The organism is Desulfobulbus propionicus DSM 2032 (assembly GCF_000186885.1).
In the GTDB taxonomy this organism is placed as follows: domain Bacteria; phylum Desulfobacterota; class Desulfobulbia; order Desulfobulbales; family Desulfobulbaceae; genus Desulfobulbus; species Desulfobulbus propionicus.
Genome location: NC_014972.1, coordinates 493404 through 520256 on the forward strand (window position 1 = coordinate 493404; position 26853 = coordinate 520256).

Annotated in this window: 21 protein-coding genes and 2 tRNA genes; 18 read left to right on the forward strand and 5 right to left on the reverse strand. The window is 59.2% G+C overall.

Annotated elements, in window-relative coordinates:
* Nucleotides 1-92: 92 nt before the first annotated feature.
* From DESPR_RS02330 to DESPR_RS17685, 7 genes are all read left to right on the forward strand, one after another.
* The gene (locus tag DESPR_RS02330; RefSeq protein ID WP_015723205.1) at nucleotides 93-1256 is read left to right on the forward strand and encodes a tyrosine-type recombinase/integrase; all 1164 of its coding nucleotides are present in this window, start codon (nucleotides 93-95) and stop codon (nucleotides 1254-1256) included.
* 521 nt (nucleotides 1257-1777) lie between these two features.
* Nucleotides 1778-2491 carry a hypothetical protein gene (locus DESPR_RS02335; protein WP_015723206.1) on the forward strand — a complete coding sequence of 238 codons (714 nt, stop codon included), beginning with the start codon at nucleotides 1778-1780 and terminating at the stop codon, nucleotides 2489-2491.
* Between the two features lie 180 nt (nucleotides 2492-2671).
* Entirely contained in the window at nucleotides 2672-2887 is a 216-nt protein-coding gene (locus DESPR_RS02340) for a helix-turn-helix domain-containing protein (RefSeq protein ID WP_015723207.1), read from the forward strand.
* A gap of 115 nt (nucleotides 2888-3002) precedes the next feature.
* Nucleotides 3003-5459: a DUF3631 domain-containing protein gene (locus DESPR_RS16950; protein WP_015723209.1), complete on the forward strand. Its 2457-nt coding sequence runs from the start codon at nucleotides 3003-3005 to the stop codon at nucleotides 5457-5459.
* Nucleotides 5456-5809, forward strand: coding sequence for a hypothetical protein (locus DESPR_RS02350; RefSeq protein ID WP_015723210.1), 354 nt, complete (start codon nucleotides 5456-5458; stop codon nucleotides 5807-5809). The genes DESPR_RS16950 and DESPR_RS02350 overlap by 4 nt, the downstream gene beginning before the upstream one ends.
* A complete protein-coding gene (locus DESPR_RS18275; RefSeq protein WP_015723211.1) occupies nucleotides 5806-5979 on the forward strand; it encodes a hypothetical protein in 174 nt (57 codons plus the stop codon). Before DESPR_RS02350 ends, DESPR_RS18275 begins: the two co-directional genes overlap by 4 nt.
* Before the next feature lie 272 nt (nucleotides 5980-6251).
* The gene (locus DESPR_RS17685; RefSeq protein WP_015723212.1) at nucleotides 6252-6455 is read left to right on the forward strand and encodes an HGGxSTG domain-containing protein; all 204 of its coding nucleotides are present in this window, start codon (nucleotides 6252-6254) and stop codon (nucleotides 6453-6455) included.
* A 247-nt stretch (nucleotides 6456-6702) separates the two neighbouring features.
* On the opposite strand, the gene DESPR_RS02355 is transcribed toward DESPR_RS17685, so the two are convergent.
* The 3 genes from DESPR_RS02355 to DESPR_RS02365 form a co-directional block, all read right to left on the reverse strand.
* Nucleotides 6703-6779: transfer RNA gene (locus DESPR_RS02355), tRNA-Arg, on the reverse strand.
* 104 nt (nucleotides 6780-6883) lie between these two features.
* Entirely contained in the window at nucleotides 6884-9136 is a 2253-nt protein-coding gene (locus DESPR_RS02360) for an Rne/Rng family ribonuclease (protein ID WP_015723213.1), read from the reverse strand.
* A gap of 89 nt (nucleotides 9137-9225) precedes the next feature.
* Nucleotides 9226-10224, reverse strand: a complete 999-nt coding sequence (locus DESPR_RS02365; protein ID WP_015723214.1) for a radical SAM protein — start codon at nucleotides 10222-10224, stop codon at nucleotides 9226-9228.
* Nucleotides 10225-10670: 446 nt separating this feature from the next.
* On the opposite strand from DESPR_RS02365, the gene DESPR_RS02370 reads away from it, so the two are divergent.
* The 11 genes from DESPR_RS02370 (at nucleotide 10671) to DESPR_RS02420 (ending at nucleotide 22453) form a co-directional block, all read left to right on the forward strand.
* Nucleotides 10671-12854 carry an LPS-assembly protein LptD gene (locus tag DESPR_RS02370; RefSeq protein WP_169701511.1) on the forward strand — a complete coding sequence of 728 codons (2184 nt, stop codon included), beginning with the start codon at nucleotides 10671-10673 and terminating at the stop codon, nucleotides 12852-12854.
* A 40-nt stretch (nucleotides 12855-12894) separates the two neighbouring features.
* Nucleotides 12895-13854, forward strand: coding sequence for a hypothetical protein (locus DESPR_RS02375; protein WP_015723216.1), 960 nt, complete (start codon nucleotides 12895-12897; stop codon nucleotides 13852-13854).
* A gap of 55 nt (nucleotides 13855-13909) precedes the next feature.
* On the forward strand, nucleotides 13910-15064 hold the full coding sequence (gene mltA, locus DESPR_RS02380) for a murein transglycosylase A (RefSeq protein ID WP_015723217.1): 1155 nt from the start codon (nucleotides 13910-13912) through the stop codon (nucleotides 15062-15064).
* Nucleotides 15065-15169: 105 nt separating this feature from the next.
* Nucleotides 15170-15246 (forward strand) — tRNA-Arg (locus DESPR_RS02385).
* Nucleotides 15247-15665: 419 nt separating this feature from the next.
* Nucleotides 15666-16106, forward strand: a complete 441-nt coding sequence (locus DESPR_RS02390; protein WP_015723218.1) for a response regulator — start codon at nucleotides 15666-15668, stop codon at nucleotides 16104-16106.
* A gap of 30 nt (nucleotides 16107-16136) precedes the next feature.
* The gene (locus DESPR_RS02395; protein ID WP_015723219.1) at nucleotides 16137-16661 is read left to right on the forward strand and encodes a CBS domain-containing protein; all 525 of its coding nucleotides are present in this window, start codon (nucleotides 16137-16139) and stop codon (nucleotides 16659-16661) included.
* A gap of 45 nt (nucleotides 16662-16706) precedes the next feature.
* Nucleotides 16707-18194, forward strand: coding sequence for an SLC13 family permease (locus DESPR_RS02400; RefSeq protein WP_015723220.1), 1488 nt, complete (start codon nucleotides 16707-16709; stop codon nucleotides 18192-18194).
* A 124-nt stretch (nucleotides 18195-18318) separates the two neighbouring features.
* A complete protein-coding gene (gene nhaD / locus DESPR_RS02405; protein WP_015723221.1) occupies nucleotides 18319-19605 on the forward strand; it encodes a sodium:proton antiporter NhaD in 1287 nt (428 codons plus the stop codon).
* A 258-nt stretch (nucleotides 19606-19863) separates the two neighbouring features.
* Nucleotides 19864-20208: a NifB/NifX family molybdenum-iron cluster-binding protein gene (locus DESPR_RS02410; protein ID WP_015723222.1), complete on the forward strand. Its 345-nt coding sequence runs from the start codon at nucleotides 19864-19866 to the stop codon at nucleotides 20206-20208.
* A 121-nt stretch (nucleotides 20209-20329) separates the two neighbouring features.
* On the forward strand, nucleotides 20330-20647 hold the full coding sequence (locus tag DESPR_RS02415; RefSeq protein WP_015723223.1) for a cupin domain-containing protein: 318 nt from the start codon (nucleotides 20330-20332) through the stop codon (nucleotides 20645-20647).
* A gap of 72 nt (nucleotides 20648-20719) precedes the next feature.
* Complete coding sequence (locus DESPR_RS02420; RefSeq protein ID WP_015723224.1) at nucleotides 20720-22453, forward strand: vWA domain-containing protein; 1734 nt, start codon at nucleotides 20720-20722, stop codon at nucleotides 22451-22453.
* Here DESPR_RS02420 and DESPR_RS02425 read toward each other — a convergent pair.
* Together DESPR_RS02425 and purL are read right to left on the reverse strand one after the other, a co-directional pair.
* Complete coding sequence (locus DESPR_RS02425) at nucleotides 22446-22928, reverse strand: alpha/beta fold hydrolase (protein ID WP_015723225.1); 483 nt, start codon at nucleotides 22926-22928, stop codon at nucleotides 22446-22448. The genes DESPR_RS02420 and DESPR_RS02425 overlap by 8 nt on opposite strands.
* A 108-nt stretch (nucleotides 22929-23036) precedes the next feature.
* Entirely contained in the window at nucleotides 23037-26837 is a 3801-nt protein-coding gene (gene purL / locus DESPR_RS02430) for a phosphoribosylformylglycinamidine synthase (protein WP_015723226.1), read from the reverse strand.
* Nucleotides 26838-26853: the final 16 nt, after the last annotated feature.

Below are 26853 nucleotides of genomic sequence, written 5' to 3' on the forward strand. Positions count from 1 at the left end.
CGAAAAACACCCAAATTTACCCCAGAAGGTAGCACCGAGGTAGCACGGAAACTGCCCATCGGTAGCACCTAATCAAGCCGGGAGGTCCAGAAATGGCGCGGGAAGAGGTCAACTTCACCAAGGCGGCAATCGAACAGATGGTAGCACCGGAAGGGGGAAATCGCCGGTACATATACGACGCGAAAGAATCCGGCCTGCTGGTACAGATCACCGAGAGCGGGCGTAAAACCTTCCAACTCTACAAGAAACACATGGGCAAGCCTATTCGTGTGACCATTGGCACCTTCCCAGAATTGACCGTGGAGCAGGCCAGGAAGAAGGCACGGGAAATCAAGGTATCGTTGACCAATGGCGAGAACCCGAACGACAAGCTAAAGCAGCAGCGGCAGGAAATGACCTTTGCCGACCTGTTTGAGATATACCTTGAACGGCACGCTAAGCCCCGCAAGAAAACATGGCGGGAGGATGAAACCTATTTCAAGCGGCACCTTGCCAGCTTTGGGAAAAAGCGGCTGTCTACGATCACGAAAGGGGACATTGCCGCGATTCATTCCAGCATCGGCAAAGACAGACCTACCCACGCGAACCGGGTTCTTGCCCTTGTTTCAAGTATCATCGGCAGGGGGATTGAATACGGCCTTTATGAAAGCCTTAACCCCTGCCGGGGGATCAAGAAGTTTTCCGAGCAGGCGCGGGACCGCTTCCTTTCTGGCGATGAACTGGCAAGGTTCTTTCAAGCACTGGAACAGGAGCCCAACAGCACAGCGCGGGACTTCTTCCTTGTCGCCCTGCTGACCGGTGCCCGGCGGGCAAACGTCCTTTCGATGCGATGGTCTGACCTTGACCTTAAGGGCCAAATATGGCGCATTGCTGAAACCAAGAACGGCACCCCGCAAAACGTCCCCCTGGTCGGCCCGGTCCTTGAGATCCTGCAAGACCGCCGGAAAGCCACCTCTTCCTTTTTCGTCTTCCCCGGACCCGGCAAGACCGGCCACCTCGTTGAACCCAAGAAAGCATGGCAGCGGATATGCCAGGCCGCCGGGATCAAGGGCGCACGCATCCATGACCTACGGCGGACCATGGGAAGCTGGCAGGCCAAAACCGGCGCATCGTTGCCAATCATCGGCAAGAGCCTGAACCACAAGAGCGCATCCACCACGAGCATCTATGCACGGCTTGACCTTGACCCGGTACGTACAGCCATGGAGACGGCGGCAGCGGCCATGCTTGATGCGGGTGGCAGCGGGAAGAAGTAACGCTTTTGCTTTGCGGGACGACGTTGGCGTCCCCGATGATTTCCAACTGCAAGTAGGCCCGGCCAAGGCGCACATGCTTGATGCGGGTGGCAGCGGGAAGAAGTAACGCTTTTGCTTTGCGGGACGACGTTGGCGTCCCCGATGATTTCCAACTGCAAGTAGGCCCGGCCAAGGCGCACATGCTTGATGCGGGTGGCAGCGGGAAGAAGTAACGCTTTTGCTTTGCGGGACGACGTTGGCGTCCCCGATGATTTCCAACTGCAAGTAGGCCCGGCCAAGGCGGCCATGCTTGATGCGGGTGGCAGCGGGAAGAAGTAACGCTTTTGCTTTGCGGGACGACGTTGGCGTCCCCGATGATTTCCAACTGCAAGTAGGCCCGGCCAAGGCGCACATGCTTGATGCGGGTGGCAGCGGGAAGAAGTAACGCTTTTGCTTTGCGGGGATAGAGGGCACTCGACAAGCCGCCTATCCTGGGGCGGTTTCCCCGCGATCTACACCAGGGCGCTACAGGAGCGCAGAGGATGGGATTACCGGAGCCACAAAGATTTTTCATTGAAGAGTTATGTGCTCGATGGAACAAAACTCCTGAATATGTTCTTGAGCTCGGCATATCTGGAGAACTGATAATCTGGGCAGAATTTAACGATAAGTTCGCCGTGCCGGAAAGCTATATCCTGCTTTCTGATGAAGAACGAAACAGGAAATACCCCGATATTGAAGATCCATTTATGCTCCCCACACGTTTTCTTTTCGATAAAATTGAATCACGGCCAGTAAGAAAAGAGCTTTCACTATTAAGGTTAAATTGTGGAGAGGCAACGGTTAAGCAGGTTCATTGTCTTCATGGAAGCAAAGATACCCGTATCGCGGTGGCAACCGGTACACCAGAGCCTTTTACCTTTTCACTAAAAAATCTATTTGTTCGCCTTGAAGACGTTGAATCGTTCGAGGTGCGGCATGGTCTCACTGGCAATCAGTCTAGAGTGGACCACCAAGGCAGTTTATCTGCGAAGCGGGAAAAAACATTGTTGAAGGTAATCGGTGCGCTCCTTTCGATGAAATACCAAGCCCCAGCATATTTCAAAGGTGGGAAAGTAAATGCCACGGCTGTAGAGGATCAATTCATGCGTGATCTTGCCGCAGCCAATTTTACCACTGACGGCATCAAAGAGGGCACGATACGAAAGACCATTATCAAGCAAGCCTTCGAGGCAATAGGGGAAAACAAGGAATAATAACAGAAAAATACACTTTTTCGCCGGGCGGTTTCTCAATATTCGTCCACATATACAGGCATTTGTCACTTTGGCAAATGCCTTTTCTTTTTGGCAAATGCCACTATTCAGGAAAAAATAACCGTACTTTCGCCACATGAACGACGGATTACCCGTCAACCTGAACTATGAGGTGAAAGAATGGAACTGATCCAAAAAACGAGAACAACAAGCAATCTCCTTCCCCCAGAAGAAGCGGCGGCCATGCTGGGCGTTACCGTCGGCACACTCCAAGTTTGGCGGACCACCCGCCGTTACCCCCTTAAGTACGTCAAATCCGGTCGGCTTGTCCGTTATCGGCTGGAAGACATTCAAGCGTTCATCGAATCCCGGACCGTTTCCCCTGCGGAGGTCTGAACGATGGCGCGGAAAAATCGTCAACGTGTCAAAGCCATAATCTTTTGGCTGGGCGTCCGTGGAGTGCTGCCCGTTGCCATAGTTGAGTGGATTATTCGTAAAGGGGGGATGAAGCATGATTGATTTTGAGCGAGTCAACAGCGCGGCTCTCTCCCATATGGAAAGTTTGTTGCCGGAATTATTACCGGGCGGGCGGATCAGTGGCCGTGAATATCAATGCGGAGACGTGACCGGCGGTCCTGGTCGATCCATGAGCGTGAATATCGAGACGGGAAAATGGTCTGATTTTGCTGATACCGTCAAAGGTGGCGACCCGATTTCCCTTGTGGCGGCTGTCCACGGTTGCGAGCAAGGAGAAGCTGCGCGGTGGTTGGAAAGTTGGCTGGGAATTGATACCGGCAACCCCACTTCACGCAAAGAGTTTGAGGCTATGAAGGCGGAAGCGGCCAAGCGGCGGAATGATCGGGAGGCCAAAGAGCGCCAGGGGCAGCAGCAGGCGGCGGCCAAGGCAAGGAAACGATGGGAGGCGGCCCCGCCGGCGAACCCTGCCCACCCGCACCTTGCCAAAAAGAACATCAATCCCCACGGCACCCGCCAGGAAGGCGACAAGCTGCTTGTGCCTATGCGGGATGAATTCGGTGGGATATGGGCACTGCAAACCATCGGCCCTGATGGCGGCAAGCTGTTTTCCCCGGCTGGCTGTCGGACCAAGGGCCTGTATTTTTCCATTGGCGACAAACCCCAGCCGGGCGCACCGGTCTGTATCGTGGAAGGTTTCGCCACCGGCGCCGCGATCCATGAAGCCACCGGCCACCCGGTAGCCTGCGCGATGACCGCCGGGAACCTGGAAGCAGTTGCCCGAATCGTCAAGGACAAGCTACCGGGCCACCCGGTTGTTGTCTGTGGCGATGATGACCGGAGGGACGGCACCGACAAGAACCCCGGTATCGAAGCGGCCACCAAGGCGGCCTTGGCTGTCGGCGGCCTGCTGGCCCTTCCAGGCATGGACATAAAAAGCGATTTTTGGGACTTGCTCAACGAGCGCGGCGCGGATGCGGTGCGGGCAGCGGTAGAGAAGGCGGTACCAGCGGAGAATCAGCACGGCGGCCAGGGTGAAGCCCCGGCAGAGGATCAGGAGCGCGGACAAGAGGTAGGTGTTGACCCGGCGGCTATGGTTCAACTATTGGCGGGGTTGTCCCCTGTTGAATACGAACTGAAACGGAAGGCGGCGGCTGAAGCCTTGGGAATCCGAGCCACTGCCCTTGACCGTGCCGTCAAGGAGGCCAAGAAAGGCCAAGGGGAAAACGATCTGCCCTTTGACGAATCAGACCCGTGGCCCGTACCGGTCAACCCGAATCACCTCTTGGCTGATATTACGGGCACCATTCAGCGGTTCATCGTCTGTTCAAAAGAGGTGGCCCACACTGTAGTCCTATGGTCTGCGATGACGTGGTTCATGGATGTGGTGCAGGTTGCCCCCTTGGCGGTCATTACCGCACCTGAAAAGCGGTGTGGCAAATCTCAGTTGTTGTTCCTGCTGGGGAGGTTGTCCGCAAGGTCGATCACTGCCAGCAGCATTTCACCGGCGGCCCTGTACCGTGCCATTGACGCATGGAGCCCCACTCTGCTGATTGACGAAGCGGACGCCTTCATGAAGGACAACGAGGAACTGCGCGGGATCATCAACAGCGGCCACACCAGGGACTCGGCCTATGTTATCCGCACTGTTGGCGACACCTTCACCCCGACCAAATTCAACACCTGGGGAGCGAAGGCCATTGCTGGTATCGGTCACATTGCCGACACGCTGATGGACCGGGCGGTTATTCTGGAACTGCGGCGCAAACTTCCCCATGAATCCGTTGACCGGCTACGGTATGCGGAGCCTAACCTATTCCACAACCTGCGGTCAAGGCTGGCCCGGTTTGCTGAGGATTACAGCGAGAAGGTGCGCCAGGCCCGGCCGCCATTACCGGCAAGCCTGAACGACCGGGCACAAGACAATTGGGAACCCCTGCTGGCAATCGCCATGGTTGCGGGTGGTCAATGGTTGGAGATCGGCACATCGGCAGCCTTGAAACTATCCGGCACCGAAAGCGCGGCGCAGACAATCGGCACGGAGCTATTGGCCGACATTCAAGAGATATTCGAGGCCAGGGACACGGACAGAATCAGCACGGCGGACCTTATCAAAGCCCTATGCGAAGATGACGAAAAGGTGTGGTCAACATACAACCGGGGGAACCCTATCAAGCCCCGGCAGCTTGCCAACAAGCTGAAAGGTTACGGCATCAGCAGCAACACGATCAGACTCGGGATAACCACCCCCAAGGGGTTCATGCGGGATCAGTTTTCAGAAGCCTTTTCACGCTACTTGACCCCTCCCCCCCTTCCAAGCGCAACACCGCCACAACCCTTGACTGATGGGCGTTTACCTGTTGCGGATGCAAAGCAACGTTGCGGAAACGTTGCGGATAAAAACAATGACAAGTTGTTGTTTAATCGTAATTGTTGCGGTGTTGCGGATAGAAACCCCCTCCCGAAAGATAACAAGGTTGAGGTGGAGATATGAACGCACGGGCGATTATCGAGGCGGCAGTCACTGATGGTCTGGTTGTCAATCTATCCCCCACCGGATCACTCAAGGCGATCGGTGAACAGGAAGCGGTTAATCGTTGGCGGCCACTCCTGAAGCAGCACAAGACGGAAATCATCAACCTGTTGAGCGGAAAACCGTCTGGAGAAATGCAGGCCACCCGGCCCACCCTGCCGAACTGGTGCAACGCCAGGTGCGACCATTACCACCGGTTAGATGTGCCGGACGTGGGAACGATGCAATGGTGTTGCTGGGAGACTGATGAACGACATTGGCGGCGGGATCGGATCGACACAATGAGCAGGTGCCCGGAGAAAGAGAAGTGAACCCGGTCGAACTCGACAAGCGTCTCTCTGTTTTAGCCGTCCACCTGAAACGCCAGGGCGGCCAAGCATGGGTAACTACCGGCAAGTCGTGGCAGCACTACAAGATTGTCGATCTGGTGGAGGCCGTCGAAGAGGCACAAAAACGGATCATGAAAGAGGTGAAGAAATGAGAAAGAAAAAGCAGCAGATACCAGCGGCAACAGTGCCCCATGTCGAGGCCCTGCGGGAAGTTGTAACGGAACAGCGGCATGGGTGGAGCAGGGAGGAGCGAAAAGCGCTATTTGATGCAATTCGGCCACTTCTGGCTATTATCTTGAGAGTTGAGGTTTCACAATGAGCCCTGGAAGGTGGACACTGTTTCAACAGAATAACGAGGTGGTGGGCGCGAAATTGAACAGCCTGTGGTGGTTGTTCCATTTCCCCTCCATAAAAAGGTGACGCCATGAAATACACATTTGAAGAACTACTTGCCCGTCGATACTGCGGCGCAAAGACCAGGAAGGGCACACCGTGCAAGCGGTTGGATATTTACGAGAATGGCCGTTGCCCTTTGCATGGCGGCCTATCCACCGGCCCGACCACCGAAGAGGGCAAGCGATGTGCCGCGCTCAATGGGAATTGTCCCAAAAAGAAGCGGAGCCCCTGAGATGTTGGGAAATGTTAAGGTTGGTGGAGAACCAAACCCCATGGGAACTAGAGAAAACCTGAGCCTGAAAAAGCGGAGTCCATGGGTGGTCACGAAAAGTAACGTTCTGCCTGTTTATCCCCCTGACCGGATCACCGGCAGGGGATTTTTTTTGCCCTGTGGCGGCCATGATTTTTTTCAAAGGTAGCACCGAGGTAGCACCAAAAAAAAAAGGGTTTAGAGAATGAACTCTAAACCCTTGATTTTCTGGCGCGCCTGGAGAGATTCGAACTCCCGACCTACGGATTCGTAGTCCGGCGCTCTATCCAGCTGAGCTACAGGCGCAAAACGGTTTCCTCATATACTCTGAACCGGGGAGATATTCAAGCACTTTCTTTCATTGTGTTGCTTGAACGCCCGCTTGGCTATGTTCTGGCCGTGGCCGAGCGTCAGCGCCCACCCTCGGCTTCGAGGTAGTCGATCTGATGTTCCGATGGTTTCATCTCCACCCTGGGGATGATATCGATCCGTGCCCGGTGCTTGGCCTCCAGCTCGGCCAGTTCCGCTCGTTTTTTGTTGAGCAGGTACTGGGCCACATCAAGGGGAAAACGGCATTCGACCCGGCCCACCTTCTTGCGGGTGATGCCAGTCTGGATGCGGCGGAGATAGTAGAGGGCCAGGGTTTCCACCGAGCGTACCGTGCCTCGGCCCTGGCAATACTCGCAGGTCCGGTAGCTGCCCTTCTCGATGGGCGCGCCCATTTTCTGCCGAGAAATTTGCATCAGGCCAAAGCGCGAGATTTTGCTGATGTCGACCTTGGCTTTGTCGCGCTTCATGCTCATCTTCACCTGGCGCTCGACCTCGCGGATATGCTTTTTATTGCGCATGTCGATGAAGTCGACCACGATTAGGCCGCCCAGGTCGCGCAGTCTGAGCTGTCGAGCCAGCTCCGCGGCCGCCTCCATGTTGGCGAGGAAGATTGTCTCGTCAAAATCCGAGTTTTTCGAGGTTCGACCGGAGTTGACGTCGATGGCCACCAGGGCCTCGGTGGGATTGATCACGATTGAGCCACCCGAGGGCAGGGGCACCTGCGGCTTGAAGATCGACTCGATCTGCTCCTCGATATTGTACTGGTTGAAGATGGGCTTGGCGCTGCGATGCAGCCGCACCTTAACCTGGCGCTGCTTGGCCGGCAGCTGCTCGATGAAAGCGTTGACATTATCGAGCGACTCCTCGGTGTCGACCAGAATTTCCTTGATCTCGGGAAAGAAATGATCGCGGAGGAAGCGGACAACCGTGTCCTGTTCCTCGTAGACTAAGGCCGGTGCATCCATGGTCTGGCCACGTTTCTTGATTTCTTCCCACAGTTCGAGCAGGGTGTTGAGATCCTTTTCGAGTATGGCCTTGGTGGTCTCGGCGCTGGCCGTGCGGATGATGTAGCCGATGCCCTCGGGAATCTCGAACTCACTCATGATCTCACGCAGGTTGGTCCGCCGTTCCTCGCCGACGATCTTGCGCGAGATGCCGGCGCTGTCGCTGCCAGGCATGAGCACCAGGCAGCGGCCGGGCAGGGAAAGGTAGGTGGTCATGTTGGCGCCCTTGTTGCCGGTCACCTCCTTCACAACTTGGACCAGCACTTCCTGGCCTTTCTGCATCACTTCCTCGATCTTCAGCTTTTTCCACTGGTGCTGGGCGATCAGGTTGCGGCAGCGTTCGTTGACATCCTGGCGGTAGTATTCGGGGTGGATTTCGTTGAAGGGCAAAAAGCCGTTGCGGCCGGTGCCGATGTCGACAAAGGCGGCCTGCAGGTTGGCCTCGATGGACACAATCCGGCCTTTGTAGATGTTGTTCTTGGTCGGTTCGCGATCGATGGTGGTGACATGGAAGGATTCCAGCCGGCCGTCTTCCACCAGGGCGATGCGACACTCTTCCGGTTCCTCGGCATTGATCAGTAGTTTGTAGGTGGCAGCCTTTTGCGGAATTTCAGATTCTTCGTCCTCGACCCGGTCTGTCTCCTCGTCCTCATCGCGGTCCGGTTCGATCATGGGGGCGATGGCACTGTCCGTTTCCTCGGCACTTGGTGCGTCCTCGCCAGGGGCTGCTTCCGCCTGTTTGCCGCGCTTCCTCCCGCCTCGACGTGGCCGCCTTTTTTTGGGCAGGGCCGCTTCCTCGCCGGGTTCGCCGTCGTCCGACGGTTCCAAGGCCGGACCCTGTTCTTCGGAGGCCGCGCTGTCCGCAGCGGCGGCAACCGGTTGGGAGACGTTCTCGACCGTCTCCGTGGAGGCCGATTCGGCCGGTTCGGTCACCGATGCTGCCGAGACGACCGGGGCAGGCGGGGAATCGGGTTCGATCACGACCGGCTCGGCCTCCTCCGATGGCGCGACAACCGAAGAGGGCGCGGCCGCGAGGGCGTCGCCGGCCGGAGGAGTTTCCGAGGGTGATTCAAGGGCAGGGGGCAGGGTGGATGCGATCTGCCCCTCGGCGTCGGATCGTGACGATGGGAGAGGAAGGACCATCTGGTCAGGCTGCGCTTCGGCAGGCTCCAGGGAAGCAGCGTCTGACGGAGCAACCATCTTGACGCTTTCCTTGGATGCGGCGCGGGGCACGCTTTTCCACCAGGCGCCGGTTTTCGCCTTGCGCGCTGGTGGGGCTTTTTCTCTTCTTTCTTTTTCGTCTTTTTCGTTGGGATCGTTTGCTGTCATTCGTTTCCTGTGGGTAATTTTTTCAGGCAACGTCCTCTACTCCAAGCAGGAGCGTGCCCCTTGCAAAGGAGTCGCGCCTGGCTGCCGCCTCATCGGGCATGCTGATAAAAGCGCTTGTCGCCGTGATCCTGCCACTGCAGGATACCAGAAAGTATCAGCGGTTCAAGGAGTTGCTCAACTTTATCCGGACCGCCGAGATGGAAGGTCCGGTCTATGTCAGCAGCGGTGCAAGGCCGCCGTTGGACCATTTCTACAATTTCCTGCACCAGTGCCTCCGGAGATGTTCCATCGGCAGCCGGCGTGGGGAGCGGTTCGTCCGTCTGCACCTGTAGCGGCGCAGTCCCTTCCGCTTCCGCGACAAAGGGCAGGTCAACCGGCAGGGCAAGGGCTTGGTGCAGGGCGCGGGCAACGGTGGTCAAACGCTCGCTGGACACAGGCAGGGCGAATTGTTCCGCGGGCGGCCGGACGACCGTGTTGAGTTGGATGCGATCAATGCGCATTGGCCGGAGCGCTTCAATCAGGGCCTCGATATCCTCGGGCCGGTCATTGACGCCGCGCACCAGCAAGATTTCCAGCCAGAGTTTGCCCGGGTAGGCGTGGGAGAAACTCGTCAATCCTGCGATGACCGCATCCAGAGCGAGGCCGTCGATTGGCCGGTCAACGCGGCGAAAGCTGTCCTCGCGCGCCGCGTCAAGCGAGGGAATAACCAAATCCGCAGCCATCAGGTCCCGTTGCACCTCCGGATCCGTGAGGGTTGTTCCGTTGGTCAGCACAGCCACCGGTTTAGTCGTTTTCTGCTTGATGTGGCGCAGGATGCCCCCGAGACCGCGTTCCAGGGTCGGTTCGCCCTTGGCGGTGACGGTCAGTACATCCACCTCGGCCATCCTTCGGCTGTCCGCGCACACTGCATCGATCTCGGCGGCAATTCCGGCCGGGTCGGCGTAGGTGCCGCGCTGGCCGACAGGAACGGCGGTTTTGCCCACCTCACAGTAGATACAGTTGAGATTGCAGATTTTACTCGGAAAAAGATCGATGCCGAGGGAGCGGCCAAGTCGCCGGGAATTCACCGGGCCGAAGATACATTTCATGCAGCGCTGTGCGTGTTGATGCCGCTGTGAAAGGCATGGATAAGGGGATGATGCAAGCCTTGGAAAATCAAGTCATTAGACCCGATAGTGACAGCGGATACTTAAACCAATTTCCACGGTGACGCAAGGCAAATCTACGACTTTTCGCTTGACACAAATCTGGCGGACACGTACATTCGGCCCTGTTATCAGTGATTATTGTTGTTTCATTTCTTTAATCGCTCCAACCAGTTGAGGTCTACCAAATGCGCGCACGGCTTCTTTCTGCGCGTCCGTCCTCCTGTCTTGTCCTCTTTTCAAAGGAGCCGATCGAGGTGCAGTTTACCATTCCATCCTCCCCGATCCTTGCACTGCTTTTTCCGCTCTTCACCTGCCTTGTTTTCTGTCCTGCTCAAGCCTCCGCCGTGTCGGTGGATGCCCGACAGTGGGAGATTACCGCCGATAAAATGACCAGATACGAAAATCCTCCCCGTATCGAGGCCGAAGGCAACGTGATCCTGGAAAAAAAGGAACCGGTGAGTGCCGTCCCGTCGCGCAAGGTATCACCCTGGAGCGACCTGCTGGGAGACGAGCCCAGCGGCAATACAGCCAAACAGCAGGGAAAACCGACCACCGAGCTGAAAACCGTGACCACGGTCAAGGCCGACTGGGTCAGCTATGACATTACCCAAGGGGTCCTGGAAACCAGGGGCCATTTGTTGATCGACGTCGGTCCCGACCAGCTGACCGCGGATTCCGGCCGTATCGATCTGGAAAAATCCACCGGACGCTTTGAAAGTGCCGTGGTCGTCCGTCAGGACAAGCAATTGCATTTCGAAGGGGAAGTGATCGAGAAAACCGGTGAATTGACCTACCATATCGAAGACGGCTGGGTGGTCACCTGTAAACTCCACCCCGGGGAAGTCCCGCCCTGGAGTTTCGCCGCCGCCGAGACGGAACTCACCGATGGCGGCTACGCCTTTCTCAAGCACGCCACCTTCCGCATCAAGGATATCCCGGTGCTCTATTCGCCGGTCATGGTGCTGCCTGCCAAGCGCAAGCGCCAGACCGGCTTTCTCTTTCCCATGGTGTTCATGTCGGATCGCGACGGATTCAGCCTGGAAACCCCCTTCTTCATCGACCTCTCCCCGAGCAGCGACATCACCCTCTATCCCCGGTATTTCGCCAACCGGGGCTTCATGAGTGGCGCCGAATTCCGCTATGTCCTCGATGAAGACAGCAAGGGCATGCTCATGGGCAACTATCTGGAAGACGAGTTGTCCGATCCCTCAGAGGTGGACTATTACGAAGACGGCGATTTCACCCACACCAATTCCGAACGCTACTGGATTCGCGGCAAGGCGGATCATGACAAGGGGCCCTGGAGTACACGGTTGGATCTGGATATCGTCTCCGACCTGGACTACCTGCGGGAGTTCAATACCGGCGCTACCAGTTTCACCGCCAGCAAGGACAGATTCCTCGATGTCTTCGGCCGGGGGTTCACCGATAAATCGAATCGTTATCGGGAAAATTCCCTAGCCACCCTGCGGAACTGGGACAATGGTGCCACCGCCCTGCTGGGCGAATTTGTCGCGGTCAATGACGTCAGCGAACGGGTCTACAGCGCGGACAATCCTTCGCAGCCCTGGAAACTGCCATCCCTGACCTATTCGGGTCTGGTGCCCCTGGCCAGCAGCAGCGGCCCCGATTTTTCCTGGGACGCCAACTACACCAATTACTGGCGGGAAGAGGGCGTGGGCGCCCAGCGAATCGATCTGATGCCCACGGTGACCGCCGGCATTCCACTAAGTCCCTATCTCGAGAGCTATGTCAGCGGCGGCGTCCGCGATACCGGCTACACGATTCGCGACAACGGCGCCTCGGACTGGGAGGAGACCGATTCGGAAAACAGGTTGCTCTACAATTTTGACGGTGAACTCGCCACCACCCTGATGCGGGATTTTTCCGTCTCCTTCGGCGATGTCAACACCTTGAGCCATACCCTGCGGCCCTATGTTGCCTACGGCTATACCGAGATTCCCGACGAAAAAGTGTTGCCGCAGTTTGATCCGATCGACGATCTGGAAGAACAGAATACCCTCTATGTGGGCATCAACAATTTCTTTGACATTGCCGGCGAGCGCAACGGCCGTGCATTTGAGCGGGAATACGCCTTTTTCAAGATCAAGCAAGGCTACGACATGCGTAGCGAGGAAAGCGATACGCCGCTGACCCCGGTCATGGCGGAGACCGGCTGGTATCCGATCGAGCGAATGCGCCTCAAGTACACCACCTACATCGACGTGTACGGCGACGGCGCCTACCTGCATTCCGTCGACAGCGATTACGCAAGCTCCGCCGGGGACAGGTTTTCCCTTGATTACCGGTATAACGAGCTCACCGACGTCAATTCGGTCAAAGGCAGTTTCTGGTATCTGTTGCCGTACAATTTTGCCGCCGGCTACGGACTGGAACGGGCGATCGAAACCGACGAAACCATCGAGGAAACCGTCAAGCTGCGTTACATCCAGCCCTGCTGGTCGGTGGAGGTCTCCTCGAACCACACCCCTGGCGATCAAACGGTGATGATCACCTTCCGCCTTGCCAACATAGGCCCTCCCCTGGGCATTGACTTCCCTGGCCAGTAACAAGGCGATTGTTGCCCGTCACCGAAACCTGTGGTGCCTCATGAACTGTATCGATGTTTTCAATGGGGACGCGGACGGTATCTGCGCCCTGCACCAGCTGCGCCTTCACATCCCGCAACCTGAGGCCCGCCTAGTCACCGGAGTCAAGCGGGACATCGCTCTGCTTGATCGGCTGGCCGGGGTGCACGGCCATCGGATCACCGTGCTTGATGTCTCGCTCGACCGCAACCGCGCCGCCCTGGAACGGCTGCTGGGCCACGACAACCGCATCTTGTACGTCGATCACCACTACAGCGGAGCCGTTCCCGAGTCCGACGCGCTGGAGGTGCACATCGACCCCTCGCCGCTGCTCTGCACCTCGTTGATCGTTGACCGTTTGTTGCAGGGGGCGTATCGACCTTGGGCACTTGTCGGCGCTTTTGGCGACAACCTCGATGAAGTGGCGCAGCAACAGGCGCAGGATACCGGCTTGGATGATGCGCGCACCGCTGTGCTCAAGGATATCGGTCGGTTGTTGAACTATAACGGTTATGGGTTGGTGGAGGAGGACCTTCTGGTCCATCCCGCCGACCTGTACCGTGAGGTACACCGCTTCGCCGATCCGTTTGCCTTTGGTCGCGATTCAACCCTGCTTGCGGCGCTCCGCCGGGGATACGGCGAAGACATGCGCAGGGCCGCGGATCTAGCCCCGTATCGGACCAGTACCAGCGGTCGTGTCTTCCTGCTGCCGACGGCTGCCTGGTCTAAACGAGTGGTTGGTGTTTTTGCCAATCAACTGTCGCGCGAACAGCCCGAACAGGCCCATGCCACGGTCCTGCCCCAGGCGGACGGCAGCTATTTGATCAGTGTGCGCGCGCCGTTGGCCACCCGCCTGGGCGCCGACAACCTCTGCCGCCAGTTCCCAACCGGTGGTGGCCGGGCCGCCGCTGCCGGGATCAATCGTTTGCCGGAACGTGAATTGGAGCGTTTCCTCGACGCCTTTGCCCGCCATTTTGCCTGATCACCCCGGTGCCTCCCGGCGAAGACGCCACGCCGCCCATGGTCAGGGCCGTCCCGTGGCGCGCGCTCTGGTGGGGGTCATCGCCATTCTGCTCATTGGTTGGGCTACTCGGAACGCATCGGCGGCCGCACCGCCTCCCCTTTTTATCGATGATCTCGAACTGCATGGGCTCGAGCCGGCCTTGGACAAAAGCCTGGCTCACTTGCGCATCCTGCCTGCGGCCACCCGGTTCAGGGTGGCCGATACGACGATACCGGTAGGGCGTCTGATCGATTCGATCCACCGTCTTCGCACCCTGATCCAGGCCAATCCAGATCCTGAAAAGTTACACCGCCAGATCCTTGAGCACTTCACGGTCTGGACTGTCCATGGCCGGCCTGACGACGAGTCCCTTTCGGCACGGCGGATGCTGATCACCGGTTATTATCAGCCGGTTTTCGCCGGAAGCCTCTCTAGGCACCCCCCCTATCTGTATCCACTCTACCGCGAACCCGATGACCTTCTGGTCCGGGAACAGGCGGGGCAAAGGAACGTCCTTGGGCGAAAGGAAAACGGGCGGATTGTCCCCTATTGGAGTCGGCGGGAGATCGAACAGGCAAACCTGCTGCGGGGGATGGAAATGGTGTGGCTCAAGGACCCGTTTGACGCCTTTATGCTCCATGTCCAAGGCTCGGGGATCATCCGCCTGGTCGACGGCTCCCTGCGAGGCGTCCATTATGCCCGCAGCAATGGCCGCGAGTACCGCAGCATCGGTAAATATCTGGTCGATACCGGCCGGATGCGGCTGGCCGATGTCACCATGGACAGCATCCGGAGCTATATCGACCAGCACCCGGATGAACGGGATCTGATTCTGCGACAAAACGATTCCTTTATTTTTTTTCACTGGAGAGAGCCAGGACCGGCGCTCGGCAGCCTCAATCAGGTGCTGACCGCCGGACGCTCGGTGGCTGCCGATCAACAGTGGTATCCTCCCGGATCGCTCCTGTTCCTGGACAGCCGCCGGCCGATCATGAAAGAGGGCGGAGCGGTCGGATGGCAGAGAATGCGCCGCTTTGTCACCGTGCAAGATACGGGCTCCGCGCTCAAGGGACCGAGGCGGATCGATGTGTTCTGGGGGACCGGCGAGCAAGCGGGGTGGGAAGCGGGGCAGATGAAGGAGGAAGGGGTCGCCTATCTGTTGCTGCTCAAGGAGGGGGGCGCTCCCTAACCGCCATTGTGCCGAGGGTTCCGGCCAGTTTCGTCCGTTGAAAATTGTGGCATACTGCTTGCGTTCTCCGACCGTCCCCGGTACATTGCCTGCGAAAAATCAAGCGCGCCAGTAGCTCAGTTGGATAGAGCAACGGCCTTCTAAGCCGTGGGTCGGGGGTTCGAATCCCTCCTGGCGTGCCAGAAGAACATAAAAAACAGCCACTTGGAAAATATTTTCCAAGTGGCTGTTTTTATTTTGTGCCGAGCCCGACAATAAAAAATTTTACTGTACCCGTAGTGGGCTACAAGGGGGGCGCATAAACCAAGAAACTTTGCATAGCGGAATGTATTGATCGTGACCCAAATCGAACCATAATGAAACATATTGAATCCACCAATGGTTCAATATGTTTCATTATGGTTTAGTGGCGGTCTGGATTAGAAACAAAAAAATAATGTTCAGCCAATTTGCTAATATTATTCAATTAAAATTAAAACCAAAAGTGGCATCTCTTTTGCTTTAAGCATGACGGCGTTATGAATTGCCATTCACTGATCGGTATCGTCGCCGGTCGTATCAGTTTGAAACTATTCGATAACGATAGAAACAAGGAGAAGCTATGGAAAAGGAAATGGAGGCCAAGGTTCTGCTGGTGGACGACGAGCAGGATTTTCTTGAAACGCTGTCCAGCCGCCTGGAGATGCGGGGCCTCAAGGTCAGCGCCGTGACCAGCGGCGAGCAGGCGGTGACCGAGGCCAAGCAGCAGGACTACGACGCCATCATCGTCGATCTGGCCATGCCCGGCATTGACGGCCTGGAAACCCTCAAGCGGATCAAGGCCGACAATCCCAACGCCGAGATCATCATGCTCACCGGCCAGGCCTCGGTGCAAAGCGGGGTGGAGGCGATGAAGCTCGGAGCCGGCGATTTCCTCCAGAAACCGGTGGAGCTGAGCGAGCTGATGGACAAGATCGGCGAGGCCAAGAGCAAGAAAATGCTGGTGCTGCAGAAGCAGTCGCAGGAAGAGCTGCGCAAGATCATCAAGTCCAAGAGCTGGTAACAGCCAGGACCCCACCTAAAGGAGAAAGGCATGAGCAATCCAATGCCCGTCGTCAAAGACCTGATCATTCCGCTGGATGTTTTTCCTCATCTGAGCAGCGAGGCCTCGGTGCACGAAGCCGTGGCCCAGCTCTTTTCCCACACTGTCAACGGTTCCGGCAAGCTGCTGTATGACGAGTTGCTGGTGGTCAACAGCCAGAACCAATACGTCGGCCGCCTGACCATCCGGGGGATTCTCACCTGTTATTTCCCGACCCTGTTCGACGGCGGCCAGAAGCCGATCTTCGCCGGCAAACAGGAGAAGTTCACCGACCTGGCCATCTTGCTCGAGGACAGCTTCCAGACCGAGTGCAAGCGCCAGGGAGCGTTGCCGGTCAGCCAGTACATGGTGCCGCCGCTCAAGTCGATCAAGGCCGACATGCATCCCCTGCACGCCGCCGAGATCATGATGACCGAAAACCAGAACTGTCTGCCGGTGGTCGACGGCGGCCAACTGATCGGTGTTGTCCGCCTGATCGACCTGTTCCGGACCCTGGCCTCCAGCTGCTCGCTGTAAGACTGCTCCAGAGACACCCTTATCGACAACAAAGGAATCACACCCATGTCTGCAACCGTACAAGAACTTCCTGACACCAAAACGCCCTTTGACTGGAAGCGCGTGGTCTTCATCCTTGGCGGCCTCGCCCTCTTTGCCCTGATCTATTATTCGCCGGCCTGGCCGGACGCCGTCGATCCCAAAGGCGAACATTTTGCCCTGTCCAAGGAGGCCAAGGGCGCGCTGGCGGTGTTTGCCGTGGCCGCCACCTGGTGGATCTTCGAGGTGGTGCCGATCGGCGTCACCAGTTTGTTGATTGGAACCCTCCAAGCCTTGTTCCTCATCCGCAAACCGGTGGTGGCCTTCAAGGACTTCATGGACCCGTCGGTGCTTTTTATCTTCGGCTCGGTGGTCATCGGCATGGTGTTCACCAAGACCGGGCTGACCCGGCGAATCGCCTACAAGATGCTCTCCATCATCGGCGAGAAAACCTCGATGATCATGCTCGGCTGCTTCCTCATGACCGCCCTGCTGACCCACGTCATGGCCCATACCGCGGTGGCCGCGACCATGTTTCCGCTGCTGATGGCCATCTATTCCCTCTACACCACCGAAACCAAGCCGACCAATTTCGGCAAGGCGATGTTCATCGGCATGGCCTACGTGGCCGGCGCCGGTTCGATCATCACCCTCTTGGGCGCGGCCCGCGGCGCCGTGGCCCTGGCCTTTTACAAGGACATGATGCATGTGGACATCAGTTTCGGCACCTTGAGCTACTACATGTTTCCCCTGGGCTGGCTGATGGTCTTCCTCCTGTGGGGATTCTTCATGATTTTCTGCAAGCCGGAGAAGGAGCGCATTGTCGGTCTCAAGGAAAAGGCCAGCCGCATGTACCGGGAACTGGGCTCGATCACCCGCAACGAGATCCTGGCCGCGACCATCATTCTGCTGGCCGTGCTGATCATCGCCCTGAAGAGCTTTGTCCCTGCGCTCGACAAATTGGACAAGACCGGCATCCTGCTCTGCTCGACCATCGCCTTCTTTGTCTTCAATATCCTCAAGATCGACGACCTGGAAGACATCCCCTGGAACATCATCCTCCTGTTCGCCGGCGCCATGTCGATCGGCTTCTGCTTGTGGGAAACCGGCGCGGCCAAATGGCTGGCGGTCAACTGGCTGGTCCTGTTCCAGCAGGCTCCGGCCGTGGTCTTCATCATGGGCATGGCCTTCTTTGTCCTCATCATGACCAACTTCATCATGAACGTGGCGGCGATTGCCATCAGCCTGCCGGTGGCCTTGGTCATCGCCCCTTATCTGGGCGTGGCCGGCGAGGTCATCCTGTTCTCGGCCCTGGCCACCGCCGGTATGCCTTTCCTGCTGCTGATCGGCGCGGCGCCCAACGCCATCGCCTACAACTCCAAGCAATTCACCACCGGCGAGTTCCTTAAGTTCGGTATACTCGCCAGCGTTCTGCTGATGGTGGTGCTGTGGGTCTTCGTCGCCTTTGTCTGGCCGATGATGGGCATGGAAGTCTTTGTTCCCAAGGTGCAATAGCATTCCGCATACAGACCCGCGCCCCGTTCCCTTGCCCGGATGATCGTCCGGGGAAGGGAACAGCGGGCGTACACCCTTTGTCATTTCTTTTTTCCCGAACGGAAAGGAGGCTCGCACATCCATTATGTCAACCGCCCTGGTTTCCATCTTTGTCATGGCCTACGCGGCCATAGCCCTGGAGCACCCGCTCAAGGTCAACAAGTCGGCCTCGGCCCTGCTGGCCGCCGGCCTGCTCTGGACCATCTACGCCCTGGCCGGCGGCGACTTCCATGCGGCCGTGCACAATCTGCATGAATCGGTCGCCTCCACCGCCCAGATCGTCTTCTTTCTCATGGGCGCCATGACCATCGTCGAGGTGGTCGACGCCCACAATGGTTTTTACGTCATCACCAGCCGGATCAAAACCAACAGTCTCAGCGCCCTCTTGTGGCTGGTCGGTTTTGTCACTTTCTTCCTCAGCTCGATTCTCGACAATCTGACCACCACCATCGTCATGATCTCGCTGATGAAGAAACTGCTCGACCGTCACGAGGACCGGCTGTTCTTTGCCGGCATCATTGTCATCGCCGCCAACGCCGGCGGCGCCTGGAGCCCGATTGGCGACGTGACCACCACCATGCTGTGGATCGGCGGCCAGATCACCACCTTGGAGATCATGAAGGGCGTGCTCCTGCCCTCCTTGTCTTGTCTGGTCATCCCGCTGTTGATCACCAGTTGGGTCCTGCGCGGCCGCGAGGTGGTGGCCGCCTGCGCCATCGAGCGGCGGGCCGGCTACGAGACCACCCCCTTTGAGCAGAATTTCATGTTCTGCATGGGCATGGGGACCTTGATCGCGGTGCCGATCTTCAAGAGCATCACCCATCTGCCGCCGTTCATGGGCATCCTTTTTGGCCTGGGCATCCTCTGGCTGGTCGGCGAGCTCCTCCACCGCGGCAAGGAGGACGATGAGTTCAAGGAACACCTCAGCCTGGTGGCCGCGCTCAAGCGCATCGACATGAGCTGCATCGTCTTTTTCATCGGCATTCTCCTGGCGGTGGCCACCCTGGAGCATACCCACATCCTGGGCAATCTGGCCGCCTGGCTGACCCAGACCGTGGGCAACGAGGCAATCATCGTCACCCTGATCGGCCTGGCCTCCGCTGTGGTCGACAACGTGCCGCTGGTGGCCGCCTCCATGGGCATGTACGACATGGCCACTTATCCGACCGACAGTTTCCTGTGGGAGTTCATGGCCTACTGCGCCGGGACCGGCGGCTCCATCCTGATTATCGGTTCCGCCGCCGGCGTGGCCGCCATGGGCTTGGAGAAGATCCATTTCTTCTGGTATGCCCGCAAGATAGGCTTCCTGGCCGCGATTGGCTATTTCTCCGGCATTGTTGTTTATATTGCGCAGTACAAGCTTTTCCACTAAATACCCCACCCCCTCTTCCCGGTTGCCTGCCGGGAAGAGGGGAGATGCGGTGCGCGGGCGGCGTGCTGCCACGCCACTCCGTGTCCACGACCCCTTTGCGGGGCCGGCCATTGTTTTGCTGCCCCCAACCACCACTTTCTTGCCACCGATGACCGACGAATTGTCCTCTTGCACGCCCCCCGAGAACAAACCCATGATTCCCCGCCAGAGCAGCGCGCCGATGACCGCCTTGTCCTCCGGTGTCACCAGGAGCAGGGCATGAAGATTCTTATTACCGTGCAGGACAACAACGTCGCCCCCCGGTTCGACCAGGCCACCGAGGTGATCATCGCCGAACATGACGGCCAGAAGCTGATGGCCGAGCCGCGAACGATCATCCTGCCCCACAAGAGTGCCGATGAATTGAGCGACCTGATCATCAAGGAGGGGGTGCAGTGCGTGATCTGCGGCGGTATCGAGGAGACTTTTTACCGTTTCTTCAACTGGAAAAAGATCACCGTGATCGACGGCGTCATCGGTTCCCATGGCGAGGCGATGCAGATGGCCTTTGTCGGCAGTCTGCGGCCGGGCCAGATCCTGCCCTCGGCGAAAAAAAGCACCTGACACCATTCCGGCGCGTCAGGGCTGCCCATCCGCCGGAAAACCATCGGGGTTGAATCGAGCGCCGAATCGAGGTATGCAGGGATAGAGAAACAACCGGAGACAACAGGAGAGGAGGGCACCCATGAGAAAGATTGACCTGGATGGTACACGAGAATTCAATCCGCTGGGCATGAAGGCCATCGTGTTGCACGATTCGGAATATTTCAAAATCCTCAACTTCAACCTCAAGGCCGGGGCCTTGTTTCCTATTCATTCCCACGATTTGGATGGCCAGCTGTCCATTCTGGTGATCGAGGGAGAGGGACTGTTCCTGGCCGACAACGAGGTGACCATGCCCGCCAAGACCGGAGGCATGCTGATTGCCGAGATCCGCGAACCGCATGGGGTCAAGGCGACCACCGACATGCGTATCGTGGTGACCATCGCCCCGCCGATCTGAACAAACAGGGTCGGCTCATCGGGCCGAACGCTTCCCCCCATCGTGCCCTGCAAACCGTTCAAGGAGACCTGCATGAAAACCACATCGGTCATTGTCCTTTTGGTACTGGCCCTGCTGGCCGGTTGCTCCGCGCCGTCGTCGGAAAGCGGCAGGAACAAAGAGCAGCGTGCAACCGGCGACCTGGCGCAAGGCGAGCGGCACCCCCTGGTTGACGGCGAGGCCGCCAGTCAGCTTCAGCCGCCGCCGGCTCCGGCCGGTCCGATCGTGGGCGGCAGCGGCACGATGAAGACCACCGGCCTGGTCAAGCGCGCGGCCGTTTCCGAAGCCATGCCCATCGGCAAGCCGGCCTGGAATCGCGAATCCTACAATGCCATCCAGGAGAACGGCTTCATCAATGCCGCCCGCGACCCGCTCTCCACCTTCAGCATCGATGTCGATACCGCCAGCTATACCAATGTCCGCCGCTTCATTCAAGGGGGGCATCTGCCACCGGTGGGCGCGGTGCGCATCGAGGAGATGATCAACTATTTCACCTATGCGTATCCCCGGCCAATCGGCAAGGCCCCTTTTGCCCTCGGTGCCGAGGTCGGCCCCAGTCCCTTTCACCGGGACTATCTCCTGGCCCGCATCGGCCTCGCCGCCAAGGATCTGGCCAAGGAACACCTGCCACCGTCGAATCTGGTGTTCCTGATCGATGTCTCCGGTTCGATGCAGGATGGCAACAAGCTGCCGCTGTTGAAGCAGGCCCTGCCACTGGTGGTCCGGCAGCTGGGGGCGCGTGATCGGGTGGCCCTGGTGGTCTACGCCGGGGCCGACAGTGTGGTCCTGCCGCCCACCCCTGGCGACCGTCAGCAGGAGATCCTCGCCGCGCTCGACCAGCTCCAGGCCGGCGGTTCGACCCACGCCTCCAGCGGCATCCGCACCGCCTATGAACTGGCACGCAAGTCGTTCATCAAGGGCGGCAACAACCGGGTGATTCTCGCTTCCGACGGCGATTTCAACGTCGGCGTCACCAGCCGCGACGAACTCACCCGGCTGATCGAAGAGGAGCGCAAGGACGGCATCTATCTGACCGTGCTCGGTCTGGGCATGGGCAATTACCACGACGACACCATGGAGGTGCTGGCCGACAAGGGTAACGGCAACTACGCCTACATCGACAGCCTGCTGGAAGCCAAGAAGGTGCTGGTCAAGGAGATGAGCGGCACGTTGTTCGCGCTGGCGAACGATGTCAAGATCCAAGTGGAATTCAACCCGGCGCGGGTGGGGGCCTATCGGCTGATCGGCTACGAGAACCGGGCCTTGGCCGACGAGGATTTTCGCGACGATACCAAGGATGCCGGCGAGGTCGGCGTCGGCCATCGGGTGACCGCCCTTTACGAGCTGATCCCGGCCGGGCATGCATCGATTCCCCAGCTCGACCCGCTCAAGTACCAGCGCAATGCCGCCGCTCCTGCCCATTCCGGCGAGTGGATGACCGTCAAGCTGCGCTTCAAGCCCCAAGGCGAACCCCATTCCACCCAGATGCATCTGGCGGTGGGGGAAACGACCACAAAACCGTCAACGGACTTTCGTTTCGCTTCGGCCGTGGCCGGGTACGGCATGCTGCTGACCCGTTCCGAGCATCTGGGCGAGTTCACCTGGCAGCGGTGTCTGGAATTGGCCCGTTCTGGTCGAGGTGCGGACGAGGAGGGCTATCGGGCCGAATTTTTCCGTTTGGTGGAGGCCAGCGAGTTGCTGGCCAAACAGCAGGCACCTGAGCTAGACGACAACAAGAAACCGCTGCCCCCGCCAACAATCAGGTAAGCAGGGCGGCCCAATCGAGGGCGGGGAAGGTGCGGTGGAGCATGTGGTCATCATGTTCCAGCCACACGGTCAGATCGCTGAAGGTGGCCCGAGCCTGGGGCAGCACCAGGGCGGGTGGACAGACGTTGTCTTGGTCGCCCATGACCAGCACGGCTGGCACGGTCAGCGGGGTGGAAGGCGGCCGGTAGTCGCCGAAATTGAGGGCCGGGGCCAGCAGCACCAGCCGTCGGCAACGCTCGGGATAGCGCTGGGCAAAACAGGCGGCCATCAGGCCGCCAAAGCTCGACCCCACCAGAATGAGCCGATCACGCCCGGCCAGCTGGGTTTCCAGTTGCGCCAGCCGTTGGCCCAGATCGCCTTGGTAGTCCTGCATGCCCACTTGGGGAAAATGGTCGCGGAACCACCGCGCCTTGGTTCCTTGGATGGACGAGTCGAGGCCGTGGAGGAAAAAAACGTTGGCAGCGTTCGCAGTCATAAATCGTGGGCAATGAACAGGTATTGAGCGTTCCCATGCTCTAGGTGGGAACGCGTAACTCTCAACCCGCCCCGCGGAAGTACACCGCAGGGCGGTTTTTTTGTCTTTTTACTGCTTGCACCAGGCATAGGCGTTCTGGAACATCCGCAGCCAGGGACTGACCGGCAGGTTCTTCATTTCCTCGGGCAGCCAGTGGCACTGCCAGGGGAGGAAGGCCCGCTCCGGATGGGGCATCATCGCCAGATGGCGGCCATCGGGCGAACAGATGCCAGTGAGGCCGCCGGGCGAGCCGTTGGGGTTGAAGGGGTAGGTTTCGGTGGCCTGGCCCTGATCGTCGACAAAGACCACGGCGGCCATGCCCTCGTTCCACACCTGCTGGCGGATGGCCTCGTCCGGGAAGTGCAGGTAGCCCTCGCCATGATCCACATGGATACCGAAGACCAGCTCCTCCATGCCTTGGAGCATGATGGCCTTGCTCGGCAGCACTTTGACCGTGGTCCAGCGCGATTCAAAGCGACCGCTCTGGTTATGGATGAAGCGGGGTTGTTTTTCCGCCTCGATGCCCTCCCACGGCACCCAGCCCAGCAGCCCGAACAACTGGCAACCGTTGCAGATGCCGAGGGTGAAGGTGTCGGGCCGGTTGTAGAACTGGTGGAACTGGGCCTGGAGCCGCTCGTTGAAGCGGATGGTCGCGGCCCAGCCCTTGGCGCTCTCCGGCACGTCGGCGTAGGAAAAGCCGCCCACCGCCGCGATGCCGCGGAAATCGGCCAGATCGATCCGCCCGGCCAACAGGTCGGTCATGGTCACATCCCAGGGCTCGAAACCGGCGCTGTAGAAAGCGGAACTCATTTCCCGATCCGAGTTGGAGCCTTCATCGCGGAGGATGATCACCTTGGGCTTGTCCTTCTGCTGGAGAATGGCCGGAGCCGTGGCCTCGGGCGTGAAGCCGAGCCGGTATTCCGGCCCCTGACGGTCAAAGATGGCGTAGCGTTCCTCCTCGGCGCAATCCGGGTTCATCTGCAGCCGCTCCAGTTGGTAGCTGGTTTCCTCCCACCACTGGCGCAGCACGGCCATGGAATCGTCGAGCACCAGATGACCATTGTATTGAACGGTGATTGCCTGCTTGACGGTGGTGGAACCCAGAACGGTGCACGGGACCTTGGCCTGCTCGAACCGCTCCTTGACTTGGGCCAGATGGTGCCAGTGGCATTCGATCACCAACCCCAGTTCCTCGGCAAACAGGGTTTCGAGCACGGTCGCCGAGCCATTGAGCGCCAGGTTGAGGCCGCAGTTGCCGCTAAAGGCCATTTCAAGCACAGTGGTGATCAGGCCGCCGTCGCTGCGGTCATGGCCGGCGAGGATCAACCCGTGGTCGAGCAGGTACTGGACCGCGCCAAAGGCCCGCTTGACCAAGGCCGGATCGTCCATGTCCGGAACCTCGTCGCCAATCTGGCCGCAGGTCTGGGCCAGGCCGCTACCGCCTAGCCGGTTCTTGCCGCCCGAAAGATCGATGAACAAGAGCACCGAGCCCGGTTCCTTGATGTCCGGGGTGACCTTGTTGCGGATGTCGTTCATGGCGGCGTAGAGCGAAATAACCAGTTCGCGCGGCGACTTAACCACTTCTTCGCCGACCTTGGCGGCCATGCTCAGGCTGTCCTTGCCGCCGTCCACCGCGATGCCCACGGCGATCATCGCCGCTGCCATGGCCTCGGCCGCGTCGCGCAGGGCCGCGCCTTCGCCGGCCAGTTTCGGTGCCCACATCCAGTTGGCCGAGCATTTGACTTGTTCCAGATCCCTGATCCGCGCCCACACCAGGTTGGTCAGGGCCTCGCCCACTGCCATCCGTGCACCGGCGGCCGGGTCGACCAGCATCTTGATCGGCTGCTCGCCGATGGCCGTGGCAATGCCGCTGACCCCGAAATGACTCTGGGCCACCACCGCCACGTCGGCCACGGTCAGCTGCAGCGGACCGCAGCACTGCTGCTGGGCGATCAGGCCGGTGACCGCCCGGTCGACCTTGTTGGTGAGGAACCGTTTGGAGCCGACCGACACCAGTCGCAGCACTCGGTTCAGCGCCTCGCGCACGTCCAGCTTCTTGGGCGGGACAAAGGCGGACAGGGCGGGAACCGTCCGGTTGTCGGTGAAGGTTTTCTGCGGAATCTTGCCAAGCAGCTCGGGGATCTCGATGTTCACCGGCGTGGTGTTGTCCTGATTGTCATGGACAACGAAGCGCAGGTCGCCGGTAACCTCGCCGAGCACCTCGCAGGCCACCTTTTCCCGCGCGCAGATCGCCTGGAATCGCTCGATGTTCTCCGGGCTGATCAAGAGGCCGACCCGTTCCTGGTATTCGGCCACATAGATCTCCAGCACCGACATGGTCGGGTCGCCGACGCGGATGTTGCGGATCTCCACTCGGCCGCCGGCGTGCTCGACCAGTTCCTTGAGCACATTGGCCGGGCCGCCGGCGCCCTGGTCGTGGATGACGTCGATCAGGCTCAGGTCGCCCATCTCGTTGCAGGCGCGGATCACCCGGTTCATCTTTTGCTCCATCTCGGCGTCGCCGCGCTGCACCGCATTGAAATCGAGTTTGGCTTCGTTCTCGCCCTGCATCATCGACGAGGCCGCGCCGCCGCCGAAGCCGACCCGGTAAGCCGGGCCGCCCACCTGGACGATGAGCATGCCCTTGAGCGGCTGCTTCTTCTCGGTATGGCGGTCGTCGATCTGGCCGATGCCGCCGGTGAACATGATCGGCTTGAGAAAGCCCCAACGCTCGCCGGTCGAAAGCCGCAGGTCGAAGCTGCGGGTGAAGCCCTGAATCAGCGGCTCGCCGAACTTGTTGCCGTAGTCCGAGGCGCCGTTGCTGGCCTCGATCTCGATCTCCAGGGCGGACGCCAGGGTGTCCGGACAGGCGTAGGCGTTCTCCCATTCCAGCTCATAGTCGGGGATATGCAGGTTGGCCACGCAGTAGCCGGCGGTGCCGGCCATGACCAGACCACCGCGGCCGGTGCCCTGGACGTCGCGGATGCGGCCGCCGGTGCCGGTTTCAGCGCCGGGGAAGGGGGCGACGCCGGTGGGGAAGTTATGGGTCTCGGCGGTGAGCAGTGGGTGATAGCAGACCGTGGCTTCACTCAGCGGCGACGGTTCGCCCGGTCGCGCAGGCAGGAGCGTGGTCAGGGTGCAGCCCTCGATAACGCTGGAGTTGTCCTTGAAGGCCACCTTGCTGCCCTTGGGATGGGCTTTGAGGGTGTCGGTGACCACCTGGAACAGGGTCCGGTCGTAGTGTTGGCCGTCGATCACCTGCTTGCCGCGGAAAAAGCCGTGCCGCGAGTGCTCGGAGTTGGCGTTGTTGAGATCCATGATCTCGACAATGGTCGGGTTGCGGTCGCAACGCTTGACGAAATAGTCGTAATACAGCTCCCGGTCCCATTGGTCCATGGAGATGCCGGGAATGTCGAGCAGGCCGTCCGGCCCCTTGGACTGCAGATCGACCTCGTAGACCGGCTCCGGCACGATGCCGGTCTCGAAGGTGGTCAGCGGCTGGGCATAGACGCACTCGGTCATCCGGTCGTGATTTTGAGCGATGAAGGTGTCGATGGCCACGTCCTCGGGCACCAGAGAGCGGCGGGAGCGCTCTACCCGGGTGACCACGTCCAGGCCCACGGCCCGACAGATGGACACCATGTTCGAGGACCAGGCGGTGGCGAAGTTGAGCCGGGGGCCGATTTCGACCACCCGCTCACCGACAAGCTGCGGCTCAAAGGTAACGGTGTCGAGGAGGAAGCCGTCGGCCAGGATCAGGCGCAGCCGCTCGACCTCCGCAGGCGTCAGCGCACGGCTGGATTCGATGTTAAAGCAGTAGGCGAAGTCGGGTTTGACCTGACGATGGAGTTGGATGACGTGGGAAGGCATGAATGGCAATGTCCTT